Annotated in this window: 12 protein-coding genes; 5 read left to right on the plus strand and 7 right to left on the minus strand. The window is 44.4% G+C overall.

What is annotated here, in order from left to right; all coding sequences use genetic code 11:
• Position 1 precedes the first annotated feature (1 nt).
• Positions 2-1252 carry a GHKL domain-containing protein gene (locus MZO41_RS11940; protein ID WP_003642334.1) on the minus strand — a complete coding sequence of 417 codons (1251 nt, stop codon included), beginning with the start codon at positions 1250-1252 and terminating at the stop codon, positions 2-4.
• A gap of 354 nt (positions 1253-1606) precedes the next feature.
• The gene (locus MZO41_RS11945; RefSeq protein WP_003642336.1) at positions 1607-2188 is read right to left on the minus strand and encodes a TetR/AcrR family transcriptional regulator; all 582 of its coding nucleotides are present in this window, start codon (positions 2186-2188) and stop codon (positions 1607-1609) included.
• Between the two features lie 133 nt (positions 2189-2321).
• On the opposite strand from MZO41_RS11945, the gene MZO41_RS11950 reads away from it, so the two are divergent.
• Entirely contained in the window at positions 2322-3236 is a 915-nt protein-coding gene (locus MZO41_RS11950; RefSeq protein ID WP_011102037.1) for an NAD(P)H-binding protein, read from the plus strand.
• 39 nt (positions 3237-3275) lie between these two features.
• The gene (locus tag MZO41_RS11955; protein WP_003642338.1) at positions 3276-4688 is read left to right on the plus strand and encodes an NAD-dependent succinate-semialdehyde dehydrogenase; all 1413 of its coding nucleotides are present in this window, start codon (positions 3276-3278) and stop codon (positions 4686-4688) included.
• Positions 4689-4958: 270 nt separating this feature from the next.
• Here MZO41_RS11955 and MZO41_RS11960 read toward each other — a convergent pair whose 3' ends face one another.
• Positions 4959-7541, minus strand: coding sequence for an SH3 domain-containing protein (locus MZO41_RS11960; protein WP_033608962.1), 2583 nt, complete (start codon positions 7539-7541; stop codon positions 4959-4961).
• Positions 7542-7826: 285 nt separating this feature from the next.
• On the opposite strand from MZO41_RS11960, the gene MZO41_RS11965 reads away from it, so the two are divergent.
• Complete coding sequence (locus MZO41_RS11965) at positions 7827-8111, plus strand: DUF1905 domain-containing protein (RefSeq protein WP_003642340.1); 285 nt, start codon at positions 7827-7829, stop codon at positions 8109-8111.
• Between the two features lie 283 nt (positions 8112-8394).
• On the opposite strand, the gene MZO41_RS11970 is transcribed toward MZO41_RS11965, so the two are convergent.
• Positions 8395-8760, minus strand: a complete 366-nt coding sequence (locus MZO41_RS11970; protein WP_011102039.1) for a winged helix-turn-helix transcriptional regulator — start codon at positions 8758-8760, stop codon at positions 8395-8397.
• Between the two features lie 132 nt (positions 8761-8892).
• On the opposite strand from MZO41_RS11970, the gene MZO41_RS11975 reads away from it, so the two are divergent.
• The gene (locus MZO41_RS11975) at positions 8893-9621 is read left to right on the plus strand and encodes an SDR family oxidoreductase (protein WP_003642342.1); all 729 of its coding nucleotides are present in this window, start codon (positions 8893-8895) and stop codon (positions 9619-9621) included.
• 158 nt (positions 9622-9779) lie between these two features.
• On the opposite strand, the gene MZO41_RS11980 is transcribed toward MZO41_RS11975, so the two are convergent.
• Positions 9780-10346: a TetR/AcrR family transcriptional regulator gene (locus MZO41_RS11980; RefSeq protein WP_011102040.1), complete on the minus strand. Its 567-nt coding sequence runs from the start codon at positions 10344-10346 to the stop codon at positions 9780-9782.
• Between the two features lie 126 nt (positions 10347-10472).
• Between MZO41_RS11980 and MZO41_RS11985 the strand changes: the two genes are divergently transcribed.
• Positions 10473-11510, plus strand: a complete 1038-nt coding sequence (locus tag MZO41_RS11985) for an SDR family oxidoreductase (RefSeq protein ID WP_003642344.1) — start codon at positions 10473-10475, stop codon at positions 11508-11510.
• A gap of 148 nt (positions 11511-11658) precedes the next feature.
• Here MZO41_RS11985 and MZO41_RS11990 read toward each other — a convergent pair whose 3' ends face one another.
• Both MZO41_RS11990 and MZO41_RS11995 read right to left on the minus strand, forming a co-directional pair.
• Complete coding sequence (locus MZO41_RS11990) at positions 11659-12225, minus strand: TMEM175 family protein (protein WP_003642345.1); 567 nt, start codon at positions 12223-12225, stop codon at positions 11659-11661.
• A 219-nt stretch (positions 12226-12444) separates the two neighbouring features.
• Positions 12445-13398 carry an aldo/keto reductase gene (locus tag MZO41_RS11995; RefSeq protein ID WP_003642346.1) on the minus strand — a complete coding sequence of 318 codons (954 nt, stop codon included), beginning with the start codon at positions 13396-13398 and terminating at the stop codon, positions 12445-12447.
• Between the last annotated feature and the right edge of the window lie 578 nt (positions 13399-13976).

Genomic DNA, 13976 nt, shown 5'->3' on the forward strand with positions numbered 1-13976 from the left:
ATCATTCCCGCTTTACCGTTAAACGCTGAACAAAGGCTGAGGCCAATAACCGCGTTTCCAATATCATATTTTCATTTCGATTAACAATTGCGCTGAGCTGACTCAAGCCTAAGCCCCGCTCTTGTCCCTTAGTCGAATACCCCGCTTCCTTTAGCTGCCATAAAGGTGGCAAGGAATCAAAAACGTTATTTTGAACTAAGAACACCGTACTGTGGGCCGTAACAAAAATGGCGCTCATCAGCTCACCGTGATAGTGACCGGCCGTGGCTTCAATCGCGTTATCTAAAATAATACCTAGCGCAATTGCCAAGTCTAATTCATTCGTCGTTACCCCATTAAGCACTTGCTTCAAGTCAAATTGAACTTTAACTCCCTGTGATTGCGCATAGCTGAGTTTGCTAAATAGAATACTCTTGACCGATTTGACCTGAACACGACTTAAATCTTCGAGATTATACTGCTCATCCGAAACGCGCTTGGTCACTGGGGCAATATTTTGTTGGTAATATTGCTGTAAGCCTGCCAAATCATCCGTTTTCAAATACTCATTAATCGACAACATTATATTCTGATAATCATGACGAAACCGGCGCAATTCATTATAATGCGTTTCGATTTCATGCATGTACCGTGTATCATTTTTGATTTGCAGGCGTTGTTGTTGAACCTGGTACTTGGCCCGAATCGTAACCCGATACTCATCATAGATGGCAATCGCGAGCCCCATAACGACCAACAACACAACTAAGTTACTGACGACCATTCTCAATTCACTGTCGAGGCCCTCGCTGACAATAATGTATAAATAGATGGCGAGTAGCAGCAAGGCCGTAACCCGGTTCAGTCTGGGACGATTGAATGTCGTCTGGATATGCGTATTCATTAAAATCAGATTCAATGTGATTAAACCAACCAGCTGTAATCCCATAAAAATCAAAAGATACCCGTCATCTAATTTCAACATATACGTTAAAAGTGAACTGATATGATCGACGACAATTGACCAGATAATCACCTGTAGGCTAACAAATAATGACTCACTGAAGCTATGTGTATGCCACCAAGTAAACAGCACCACCAGTCCCAATAATGGCAATGCTGCATATTGCCCGATTACTGAAAAAATCCAGCCGCTCACTAGGCTACTGACCACCGCATAACTGATATCCCAAATACTAAGTACCCGCCAATCACGCAAAAGCACCTTAACAAACAAGAATAGGAACAGCGTTTGCACAAAAATAATCTTCATCAGCTACCCCACAACTCCAGCCTACTCATCATTAACACCACTATTTTGCCGGCACACCTATTTTGATTATGACTAATCAATACAACCGGTTCCTTCGTTTCACTGAATCGTTTTGCCCACTGTACCATCAAAGTCCCCCTTACATATTGGTTGCTCAAACTGGTACCTACAGTTTAAAACACTCACCGACACTTGAAAAGAATACACAATGAACCGAATTATTCAACCAGCCTTTAAGATACTAAACCGTCATTTCAAGACGACTAATCGCTACATGAACGCAAAAAAAGACGCGACCTAATTGATATCCACTCGTGCCTATCAATTAAGTCGCGTCTTTTGTCATTAAACCTCCTAATCTTGTTTCATCGCGTCCCAAATCATTTGGAAAATATCACCAAATGTATATTGGTCCTGAGCATACCGTCCCTTACTGATATTCGTCGTATGCGTATGAATAGTTGAAAACACGACCCCCATATGCAAACTAACCGGTAACTGCTTAATCACCTTAGCATCGATAGCCGCCGTTAATAAGTTAGCGACAATATTATTCGGATCGGCATCCGCCGCCGAAATCGTCATCCCCTGTCCATTCAATGCCTTGATCTGTTGAATGATCGTCAAGCTATCTGGATTGGCTAACGAATAGTCATACACCTGCTGTACATATAATCGAATCCGAGTCGTCACATCGATTGTTGAATCACTTAATCGGTCTAAGTCGGTAGTACTAAGAATTCGGTTCGTCTCACGCGCATAGACACTATCGATCAGAGCCTGTTTATTCTTAAAGTAGAGATAAACATTGGATTGTGCAATGCCGACGCGCTTAGCCACCTTAGTCGTTGAAACCCCGGCTGGACCCTCAGCGAGAATGATAGCCGCAACCGCATCTTGAATCTTAACTTGTTTGTTCATATCTTTTTTCTTCATGTCTTCAGTATAAAAGATAAAAATATCTTTTTCAAGCTTGACAAAGATAGATTTATCTTTTAAACTAGTAATCGTTGAAAGATAGATTTATCTTTTAAAAATAAAAATCAAATTTTAAAGAGGTTCTATAATTATGAAAATTGCAATGTTAGGTTCATTAGGAAACATTAATCGGATCGTTGTTCCTAAGCTCGTCCAAGCCGGTCATGACGTCACCGTTATCTCAACTAGTCCTAAGCGCCAAGCTTCAATTGAAGCTATCGGCGCCCATGCCGCCATTGGTACAATGACTGATGTTGATTTCTTATCCACCACTTTTACTGACAAAGATGTGGTTTATCTCATGCTTTCTGGTGGTATCGGTGATGATCCCTTCGAAGGGGCCGTGGCTCAGGCTAAAATTTGGAAACAGGCAATTGAAAATGCCGGCGTCACCAACGTCGTCAACCTCAGTAGCATCGGCGCAGATGCCGATGAAGTGGCTGGCTCGCTGCATGCTTACAACTTAATTGAACATGAATTACGACAACTTGACGGGGTTAACCTGGCTTTTGTCCGTCCAACCGGATTTTATGCTAACTTGTTCGGTAACTTAGCAACAATCAAGGCTGAACATAAAATTTATTCCAGCACGCCTGCTGCTTCAGCACAAAAATACGTTGCGCCCGAGGACATTGCCAGTGTCGTTTATCCCCTAATTGATCACACGCCAGCCGGTATCACCGTCAAGTATGCCTTCAGTGATACGTTCACCGGTGACCAATTCGTTGCTGATCTGCGCGACGCCTTAAACATGCCCGATCTACAATGGGTACAAATCTCAGATGAACAATATCAAGCTAACTTGACGAACCACGGTGTTCCCGTTAAAATTGCCGCTTCATTAGTCCAAACTAGTCGTTATCAGCGCGAACCTGAAGGACTTTATGCAGATCTAAATGCTTCTGACACTAGCGCTGGTCAAGTCAAATTAGCTGACTTTGTCCGTACTTTTGTGGTAGCGTACAATAGTGAAGGCGGTTACCAGTCCCATACAATCGCAGATTAACCGTTTACAATACCTGAACATTTATAGGAGGAGTTTACTATGGCTTATCAAACAATTAATCCATATACCAATGAAGTTGTTAAAACTTACGACAACGCAACCACTGACCAAATCGAACAGGCCTTAACTACCGGCGACGCCCTTTATCACCAATGGCGTCATGAACCCGTTAGTTCCCGTGCAGCCAGCCTCCATAAGATTGCCGCACTGTTACGTGAACATAAAGATGAATTAGCTAAAATTGCAACAATCGACATGGGTAAATTACTGAGTGAATCTCAAGGTGAAGTCGAACTATGCGCCATGATTGCTGATTACTATGCTGATCACGGTGCTGAATTATTGGCACCGACCCCAATCAGCACTCAAGCAACGGGCGATGCCGAAATTGAAAAACAAGCAACCGGTGTCCTGATGTTGGTCGAACCTTGGAACTTCCCATACTACCAAATCATGCGGGTCTTCGCACCGAACTACATGGTCGGCAATCCAATGATTTTAAAGCACGCCTCTAATACACCGGGATCGGCTGCGGCCTTCGCCAAGATTGTCGAAGAAGCTGGTGCTCCCGCTGGTAGTCTAACGAACCTCTTCTTAAACTATGATCAAGTTAGCGATATTATTGCCGACCCCCGCATCCAAGGCGTCGCACTGACTGGTTCTAAGCGTGGTGGACAAGCGGTTGCCAAAGCGGCCGGTGCAAACTTGAAGAAGAGTTCTATGGAATTAGGTGGTTCGGACGCTTTCGTCGTCTTAGCGGATGCTGATATTGACGAAGCAGTCAACTTAGCATGGCGGGTCCGGTTATACAACGCTGGGCAAGTCTGCACCTCATCAAAACGCTTTATTGTCGCTGCGGATGTGTACGATGATTTCTTAGCAAAGTTGAAGGAACGTTTTGCCAAATTAGTCCCTGGCGATCCTATGGACCCACAAACTACCCTGGCACCGATGAATTCCAAACGCGCTAAGGAAAAGCTACAAGACCAAGTTGACCGGGCCATTGCCGGTGGTGCAACCGTTGCTTATGGCAACGAACCAATCGACTTACCTGGCCAATTCTTCCAACCAACCATCTTAACGGACATTGATCAAGACAACCCCCTCTTTTACGAAGAAATGTTCGGTCCAGTTGCCCAAGTCTTCAAAGTTGATTCTGAACAAGCAGCTATCGATTTAGCCAACAACTCTGAACTGGGCTTAGGTGGCATCGTCTTCGCCGGAACTGCGGCGCATGGCAAAGCGGTTGCCCAACAAATTGAAACTGGGATGGTCTTCGTTAACACCTTCCTCAGCTCCTTACCAGAACTACCATTTGGTGGCGTCAAGGGCTCCGGCTATGGTCGCGAGTTAAGCAGCCTGGGCTTAATGGCCTTTGTTAACGAAAAACTGGTTGTCACTGCTCAGAAACCTGACTACGACAACGGTGCTGGTGGCTTAGTTGTTTTATAAACATTAGCCCCTCACTACAGCACCGATTACACGTGCTTGAATACGAAGCATGCTTCAAACTTTTAGTGTCAAAAGCTACCAGCTTAGGCCCGCTGAAAGAAGTTCGAATCAGTGTAAACTTTTTGTTAAGTGCGTCTATGCCGACTTTTGTCAAAATAAGATGAACAGGCCACTAACTCAATCACACAACAAAACAGGCTTTGAAATCGCGTCGCTTGACGTGATCTCAAAGCCTGTTTTGTTATTGCACTAGTAATTGGTAACTAATTGTTAGCCAATCTTAGCAACGTAATGGTAAGCACCAGAGTTAGATAAGTACTTCAGCCATTGATAGCCATCCGCAGAAACCGTTCCAATATAATAAACGGATTCGCCCGCGGAGTATTGGCCAACAACTGAGGCATTTAGACTAGCAGCGGTCCGAATATTCGTTGTGGTCTTAAATGTGTACGTACCAGCAGCCGCCGTCGTCTTACTTGCTGAAGATGACGTGGTCGTTGCGGCACCGCCACTGACCTTAACGTAGTGTTGCGCACCACTGTAACTCGTGTAACGTAACCAAGTTTGACCGTTAGTCGTTACTTTGGCGTTGTAGTTGACCGTATTGCCTTTGTAGTAAGTCCCAACAGTTGAAGCGGCATCACTTGCTGAAGACTTGATGGCAGTCGTCTTAGCAAACTTGTAAGTCCCGCTTTGCGCAACTGTCTTAGCACTAGCCGTAGCCGTTGACTTGCTTGACGTCGTCGTTGTTGTGGCTGCACCACTAATCTTAACGTAGTGTTGCGCACCACTGTAACTCAAGTAACGAAGCCAAGTTTGGCCGTTCTTAGTGACTTTGGCGTTGTAATAAACCGTATCACCCTTGTAGTAAGTCCCTAAAGTCTTGGCTGAATCATTAACTGAACCCTTGATGGCCGTGGTGCCAGTAAACTTGTAAGTCCCAGTTTCAGCCTTAGTGACCGTCTTGCTAGAACTAGTGGCTGGCTTGGTGGTAGTCGTTGACGTAGCTGCACCACTGATCTTAACGTAGTGTTGCGCACCACTGTAACTCAGGTAACGGAGCCAAGTTTCACCATTCTTAGTAACCTTGGCATTGTAATAAACCGTGTCACCTTTGTAGTAAGTCCCTAAAGTCTTAGCTGAGTCACTAACTGAACCCTTGATAGCTGTCGTTTTAGTAAACTTGTAAGTGCCAGTTTCATTCTTGGTAACCGTCTTGCTAGTGCTTGCGGCTGGCTTAGTCGTGGTCGTTTTAGCTGCGGCAATCTTAACAAAATGTTCGCTACCACTGTAACTTAAGTAACGTAACCAAGTTTCACCATTAGTTGTAATTTCAGCATTATAGTAAACGCGGTTACCCTTGCTATAAGTTCCAACGGTTTTAGCACTGTCACTGGCAGCGCTCTTGATGGCTGTGTTCTTGGTAAAGGTATACCAACCAGAGGCCTTCTTAGTCGTTGAACTAGTTGACGTATTGGTCGTAGCACTAGTGTCAGTCGTTACTTCACTAGTCGTCGTATCATTGCTACTAGTTGTCGTTACGAATGTATTGGTCCCGGCACTATCTTCAGTTAAACCATTGTAATCGATGCTGACATCAATGTAACCGGTATAATCTGAACCAGATGGTAAGAGTGCCGTATCGGAGAATTGCCATGCACCATCATTGGTGTTCCAAAGGTTATTAGCAGAAGGCGTGTATGGGTATTGGGCCCGCCATACACGTGATTGGCCAACTGTCTTAACAACAGCATCCCGATATAAGTATGAGTTGGACGTATAAACGCCGTGATTCTTGTAACCAAAGGAATCTAACGTTGACCAGAACGCGTTCAAGTTCGCCGTTGCGTTAACTGAGTATGAAGATGAATCTTCCATGTCAGCGAACAAGAGAACTTTGGTTGAAACATTGTTCTTAACTAAGAAACCAGCCATGTTAGTCGCTTCAGATTTAGCCGCATCAGCCGTGCTAAACGTTGCATAGTGGTAGAAATCAACGTTCAAGCCAGCTTTGTTAGCCATCTTTGCTTGGTTCAGTGCAGCTGGGTTCGTGTAATCAGTGCCTTCAGTCGACTTAACGATGACCGTCTTAACACCCGCAGCCTTTAACTTATTGAAATCAGATTGCGTCATGGTACTTTGATATGACGCCACGTCAACAACATCAACGCGTGGCCGAGTCGTATCCCCAATCGTCCAGACATCCGTTGAAGACGTCGTTGCTGCGGTATAAGCAACGGCAGCAACTTTAGCTGTGGCTTTAGTAGCGGTCGTCGCCGCACTACTTACCGTACTTGAAGCGGCCTTAACAGCCTTGACCGTTGCAGTACTTGAAGCAGCACTGGCAGCAGTACTGCTTGCGGTATGACTTACTTGAGTAGTGGTTGCCGTACTAGAAGCGACACTGGTTGCTTGGCTTGTAGCCGTTGCAGAAGTACTAGTGGCTGCACTCGAAGCCGTCTTAGTTGCTTGACTAGTCGAGCTAGATGCTGTACTGGTCGATTGGCTAGTGGCCGCACTCGACGATGCCGTCGCTGCTTGACTGGTCGTCTTAGTTGTTGCCGCACTCGTTACTTGAGTCGCAGCACTTGACGAAACTGAGGTCGCTTTAGTCGTCGCATCGCTAGCAGCAGAGCTCGTTGCAACACTTGCACTAGAGGCCGTGCTTGCAGCTGAAGACGATGTTGTCGTTGCATTTGTAGCATCAGCGTGCACGTTTGTATTGTTAAGAACGGAACCTCCTAAAAATGAGAAGAAAGTTAATCCAGCAACCAGCCAAAGTTTCCCCGACTTATAAAGCTTGAATCTTTCCGACTGACTTGCATCAATTGGATTTTGTGATTTAAAATTCATGTAAACACCCTTTTTTAATTTACTTAAAGCAGTTTAATTATAAGCGGTTGATTGCCCCGCTCGCAAGGGGATTTAGTATAATAATTGTACTTTTCGATAAATATTTTTGATACCAACGATATACCCGGTTAATATTTCACGCAAATAGCGGTTCACCTTAATTATAATTAGTTGTGAGTGACCACTTAGTTCACCAACAATTGCTAATTTGCTATGATAATATGGAAATCTGATTATAAAAATGAAGCCGTTCCATAATTACGCTTAGGCGGAGGTCATATAATAATGAAGACTTATCAATTTGACGCACCGATTCAAGCCGCAACAATTGGCAAAGGTGGGGCTTACGTGGCCTGTCCCTTCGATATTCGCGACCTTTTCGGTAAGGGGCGCGTCAAAGTCCATGCCACTTTCGATGAGGTCCCTTACAACGGTTCTATCGTTAATATGGGTGTTAAAAACCTTGATGGTAGTATTTGTTATATCTTAGGTATTCGTAAGGATATTCGTGCAAAACTCCACAAAAGCATTGGCGATGTCGTCGCTGTCACCGTAACGGCAATCGATTAATTCAAATCATCGATTCCGCGTTGTACTCGTCTATGATAACGACCCACCCCCATCCCGGCGGCAATAGTTGGTTCATCTTATAAAACAGCCCGTATAGCTGGCTGTCAGCTTTCAAACAGCACGAGTTAATTGAATAACAAATAATCGCTTCAAGAATGTCATTAGAAATTCTTGAAGCGATTATTTAGTAATGATCATCAAAACAGCGCCGCTAGTTGCTTTTGACTGACAACGTACTTTTCCCATGGCGCCGTACAAAGCCCACGCTCCCGTTTAGACTAGCCTATTCGTCACACAGTGAACGTTCAATCAAAGCTGGATCAACATGTTGATCACCCCAGGTACAAATCGCATCTAGGATGGGAATCAAGCTCTGCCCCTTAGCGGTCAACCGGTATTCGACATGCGGCTGAGCGGTCTTAAAATCATGCCGTTCGATCAACTCATCTTGTTCCAATTCCTTCAATTGACTCGCCAGTGTTTTATGCGATACCGCTTGAATATGGTGTTGCAAGTCAGCAAAACGGCTGACTTTAACCTCGGCCAGTTCAAACAAAATCATGATTTTCCACTTACCACGAATCAACTGCATCGTGGCATCAAATTCATTTCGGTAGCGTGGTTGCGCAGTTACCCGTTCTTTTAACATTATTAACTCCCTGCTCTCAATTGGTGGTTACCTAAAAGTGCGTACTTGTCGCGTTTAATCTAGCCAAGTATACTGTAAATCGTTGAAAATTCAAACGAAAACCATTATCCAAAATTACGGAGGAATTACAAAATGAAACCATTAGTCGTCATTACTGGAGCCAGTTCTGGCTTTGGTGCCGAGATTGCCAAGTTATTCGCCGCTGACAACTACCCACTGTTACTATTAGGGCGTCGCCAAGCAAAGTTAGCCGCCTTATCTGCGAACTTTGAAAATGCCATGATCGACACAGTCGATGTGACCAACTATCACCAATTCGAAACTGCCGTTCGCAAGGCCGAAGCCAAGTATGGCAAGACCGACTTACTAGTTAATAATGCGGGATTAATGTTACTAGGAAATGTTCAAAATCAGGACCCACAAGAGTGGCAAACCATGCTTAATACGAACGTGATGGGTGTTTTAAACGGCACTCAAATTGTCCTAAATGACATGCGTGACCGGGAACATGGAACGATTCTCAATATGTCATCGTTAGCTGGCAAGAAAACGTTCGTCAATCACGCCGCTTACGTTGCATCCAAGTTTGGCGTCCACGGGCTATCCGAGACACTCCGTGAAGAAAATGCGCCGAAGAACGTGCGCGTCATGCTGGTAGCCCCCGGTGCAGCCGAAACTGAGCTGTTAACCCACGTTACTAGCAAGTCGGCACTGTCCGATTACGAAGCATGGAAAGCTTCCATGGGTGGCCTGACTTTGGACCCCAAGCACGTAGCTGCCACGGTCAAGTTCATGTATGACATGCCGCAAAATGTCAATATCCGTGAAGTTGACATTGCTGCCACGGCCCAAGATGCTTAATCTCAGCTCATTTGATTAAAAAAGCCACCTAACCGCACCGAGCTCTGCCGGTGCATGGCTAGGTGGCTTTTACAATTGCTCATAAGTACCCAATCAACACGCTAAAATCGGCGTTTCGACCTCCTCACACCGCTAATTTAGGATCATTCTTCCACTGCTCATTTTTGAGCCTGAGTCAGCGCCTGCATCGTTGCTGTCTGCAAAGTTGCTAGTATTTCATGAATCGTTGTCAAGGACTCCAACTGTCCGCCAAGTAGCCATTCGCGCCAAATTGCGTATACCCCGGCACTCATGAATCTTGTCCAATACTTAAGCTGCACCGCCGTGAGCATTCCATTAGTCATCGTTGCTTGGTAATAATTAGTCATATTAGCGTTAAAAAGTTGTTGAATAATGTTTTCAAAACCACGTTGCTCAGCCAGTCGTAACGTCGGCGCAAAATCACTAAAAAATTGACCCATCGCTAATAACTTCCGATTGGCCGGTACATGCTGCAAGACGTCCTGAAACCGCGCTGCAATCGCCGGGGCGAAGTACGCTGTCAAAAGATCTTCGAGTGTCGTAAAGTTACGGTAAAAGGCCATCCGGCTGACCCCAGCTCGCTTGACAACTTGGGTCACCGTAATCGTATCTAAATCATGAGTCCTTAATAATTGTAATAAGGCCGTAGTTAAATAAGTTTGTGAATCCTTTTTGATTGCTTGCGCGTGATTGGTCGCTGCCATAACAATTCCTCCATTCTGTCACAGATGCTCGTGATTACCTTGTATTCGTCGTGACCCCATTGTAAGATACTGGCACAGACGTTACAAGTGTAACAGCAATTCATAAATTCATTTGGAGGTAGTCCCATGCAAAAACAATTAGTCGTCGTCACTGGTGGTAGCGGTTTTATCGCCATTCATATCATTCGTCAATTATTACAACAAGGCTACGCCGTCCGCACAACGGTCCGCTCATTAGCCAAAGCACCCGTTATTAAAGAAATGCTGACCAATGGTGGTATCACCGACTTATCAGCTCTCGAAATTGTTGTGGCCGACCTGGCGCATGATGAACACTGGTCGGAAGCGATGGCCGGAGCCACTTATGCGATCGACGTCGCTTCCCCAACCCCAAAGCTCAACTTCAAAAACAAAGCTGAAATGATCCGACCAGCCGTTGACGGTGTTCGGCGGGTTCTAACTGCTAGTCGTGATGCGGGCGTTAAACGAGTCGTGTTAACGTCTGCGTACGGGGCCATCTTTGCTGGTCACAAAAATCGTACGACCCCCTACACTGAAGCTGACTGGTCTGATCTCAACTGGAAAGCGATCCATCCTTATCAAGAATCCAAGACACGTGCTGAATTAGCAGCTTGGGACTTTATTAACCATGAGGGCCGCGGGTTAGAATTAACAACGGTCAATCCCGTTGCCGTCATGGGTCCGGTGTTGTCCGCCAAATATTCACATTCCAATATTCAAATCCAACAATTCTTAGAAGGCCAAGTTAAAGCCGTTCCAAACGTTGATTCCGGTTATGTTGATGTTCGTGACGTGGCTAGTCTGCACTTGCTTGCCATGACCGCACCGCAAGCTAACGGCGAACGTTTTCTAGCCACAACGGGTGAGACGCTATCCATGCTTGACGTTGCAAATGTCTTAAGACAGGCCTTTCCAGCTTTTGCCAGTCAGCTACCAACCAAAACCATTCCCAATGCAGCGGTTAAGCTAGCCGCTAAGGCCCGACCAGAATTGCGAATGGTCGCCTCACTAGTTGGCACCTACGCGGAAACGAGCAATCATAAAGCCCAAACATTGTTGGATTGGCATCCCCGTCCCGCTGCGGAATCGATTATTGCAACCGCCCAATCTATGATTGACCTAGGAATCGTCACCAAACCATAAGCATACTCCTACTAACACCAACTAAATACTAACCGGCAACGCCCGCAAGATTGGACTCAGTATTCAACCTTGCGGGCGTTGTCGTTCGTTATCATTGCGATACTAGCCTAAACCAGATATGAGCCTACTTTTTAATTTCATCTTTATATTAAAAATACTTGCGTAAATGCCACTTACGTTTAGTCGCCAAAATAACACTAGCAAATGCGTGAACGGGGATTAGGAACAAGCCCACATCGGGATTAATTAACGCGACTGTTAGAACCACTAAAAAGCCACCAAAAACAACACTTAATGCCGGACTACTCATACGATGAATGTGTGGATTTAATCTTCTAACGGCGGCTACTAGTAACTGATAAGCCAACATCCAAACAAAACCCGTAAGAATATAAAATACTGCGGGCCATTTTGAATGCGGAAATTTAGTAATCCATGAGGCCATGAATGGAATAAAAGACTGACATAGCAACCAGAAACTATTCGCCCAAAAAACAACCCGATCGATTTTTTTGACCTGCACGAATAAATCGTGATGATTAAGCCAAATTGAAATCAATAGTGTAAATGTAATGATATAAACATAAATACTTTGCCATTCCGCAAAGAGTGCCCGCACTGAAGGAGTTTGAGGCCGCGGTAAGTCTAATACTAATAACGTTAAAACAATCGCGATAATCGCATCTGTAAACGCCTCTAATCTTGCCTTGTTCAAATAATCGTTCCTCCTTATAATCTATCATTACTCAATTTTATGATTAATACCGCTTAACTACCAATAAAGTCAATTCTGACTTTATTCAGCAATTGATCAATACACCAAGTTATAACAACCACAATTGCACCACACAAAAAAGTTCTTTCGAGACTAGTAACCGTTTCGAAAGAACCTAAACCTATTATGATTAATTAATCATCACAAGGACTATTCAAATTAAGGTAAATCATTGCCCGCTGCAAAGTAAACGTCATACCATTCCTGGCGTGTCAACGTCACATCGGTCCCCGCAATGCTCTCATCAAGGTGTTGCGGATTCATTGAACCTAAAATGACCTGCATATTGGCCGGGTGACGTAAAATCCAAGCCGTCGCAATCGCATTTTTAGTCACATGATATTGATCAGCCAATTCCTGTAATTTCGCATTCAATTCTGGAAACTTCGGATTATCAATAAAGGTCCCAGCAAACATGCCGTATTGATAGGGTGACCAAGCTTGAATCGTCATGTGGTGTAGCCGCGAATATTCGATAATTTCGCCATCATGATTAAGGCTAGCCGTATCCTGCATATTCGTGTGCAACCCAAACTGAATTGGACCGGTGTGCATGACACCAAATTGTAATTGGTTGATCATCAATTTCTGGCTGACTGCCGCTTGTAACATCTCGACTTGCATCGGGTTAAAGTTGGAAACACCGAAGTGACGCACCTTACCAGTAGCTTGCAATTCATCAAACGCCGCGGCGACTTCGGCGGGATCCATCAGCGGATCGGGCCGGTGTAATAGAAACGAATCTAGGTAGTCCAGCTGCATCCGTTGCAAGATCTTATCGACCGTTGCAATCAAATGCTGCTTAGAAAAGTCATAGCGTTGACCAAAGACTAGTTCACCAGAACTCTTCTCAGGATCGAGTACAATACCACCTTTAGATTGAATAAAAAAGTCTTCACGCTTTAAACTCGACTGTTTTAATGCCTGCCCGAAAATCCGTTCCGAATCACCGTTACCATAAATATCCGCTGAATCAATAAAGTTAACGCCCCGGTCATGAACGGTCTCTAAGACGTTCGCTGCCGCATCGGTATCTAAACGAACCATCCGCATAATACCCAGCGCAACCGCAGACGCTTTGAGCTGACTAGCGCCAATTTGAATTGTCTTCATAATTGTTATCCCCTTTTTGATGAATTATAGTTAAAAACATCTGCCAACGAGACTAATAATAGTTGTTAGAGCCGACTATAAGTCAAGCGGATTTAATTATTTTTTGCTAACTGCTAGAATACACTGATAGCGTCTATTTTTTGCTCGTTAGTTAAGCGCACTGTCAGTAGCATACAGTTACTGCTCAAATTTGTAATTACTAGCAGACCTTGACCGAACCGTCCTAAATAAATAAGATACAATGGTATCTGACATTGTAAAGGCGTATCGTTTTCAAAAATCATTCAATGGGCTGCTTAATGTGACTGAATCATGATAGTACTAGTAACGTCATCAGCGCTAAGCTCAACGCACCACTAATTTATAAAACTGGTAGGCAATCATGACAATCTTTTCTAGAGAAACACTTTTATTAAATGTTTTAAACGAACTAGCCGAAAAAACTAATCTCAAAAGCAGTGGGATATACTCCTCTTTGGGTAGACAAGCAAATAATCAAAGCTTGCCTACCTAAGGAGGAGTTTTTCTATGGGCAGAAAAGGTTCTCGCTATACGATTAAAGAGAAGTTGTTTTACAT

This window comes from Lactiplantibacillus sp. C232 (assembly GCF_023806725.1).
In the GTDB taxonomy this organism is placed as follows: domain Bacteria; phylum Bacillota; class Bacilli; order Lactobacillales; family Lactobacillaceae; genus Lactiplantibacillus; species Lactiplantibacillus plantarum.

What these genes read in the sequence shown, in the direction of transcription:
- MZO41_RS11975 (WP_003642342.1), top strand. Translation starts at nt 8,893, where the DNA reads ATGAAACCATTAGTCGTCATTACTGGAGCCAGTTCTGGCTTTGGTGCC.
- MZO41_RS11970 (WP_011102039.1), bottom strand. Translation starts at nt 8,760, where the DNA reads ATGTTAAAAGAACGGGTAACTGCGCAACCACGCTACCGAAATGAATTT.
- MZO41_RS11985 (WP_003642344.1), top strand. Translation starts at nt 10,473, where the DNA reads ATGCAAAAACAATTAGTCGTCGTCACTGGTGGTAGCGGTTTTATCGCC.
- MZO41_RS11980 (WP_011102040.1), bottom strand. Translation starts at nt 10,346, where the DNA reads ATGGCAGCGACCAATCACGCGCAAGCAATCAAAAAGGATTCACAAACT.
- MZO41_RS11965 (WP_003642340.1), top strand. Translation starts at nt 7,827, where the DNA reads ATGAAGACTTATCAATTTGACGCACCGATTCAAGCCGCAACAATTGGC.
- MZO41_RS11995 (WP_003642346.1), bottom strand. Translation starts at nt 13,398, where the DNA reads ATGAAGACAATTCAAATTGGCGCTAGTCAGCTCAAAGCGTCTGCGGTT.
- MZO41_RS11955 (WP_003642338.1), top strand. Translation starts at nt 3,276, where the DNA reads ATGGCTTATCAAACAATTAATCCATATACCAATGAAGTTGTTAAAACT.
- MZO41_RS11940 (WP_003642334.1), bottom strand. Translation starts at nt 1,252, where the DNA reads ATGAAGATTATTTTTGTGCAAACGCTGTTCCTATTCTTGTTTGTTAAG.
- MZO41_RS11960 (WP_033608962.1), bottom strand. Translation starts at nt 7,541, where the DNA reads ATGAATTTTAAATCACAAAATCCAATTGATGCAAGTCAGTCGGAAAGA.
- MZO41_RS11945 (WP_003642336.1), bottom strand. Translation starts at nt 2,188, where the DNA reads ATGAAGAAAAAAGATATGAACAAACAAGTTAAGATTCAAGATGCGGTT.
- MZO41_RS11950 (WP_011102037.1), top strand. Translation starts at nt 2,322, where the DNA reads ATGAAAATTGCAATGTTAGGTTCATTAGGAAACATTAATCGGATCGTT.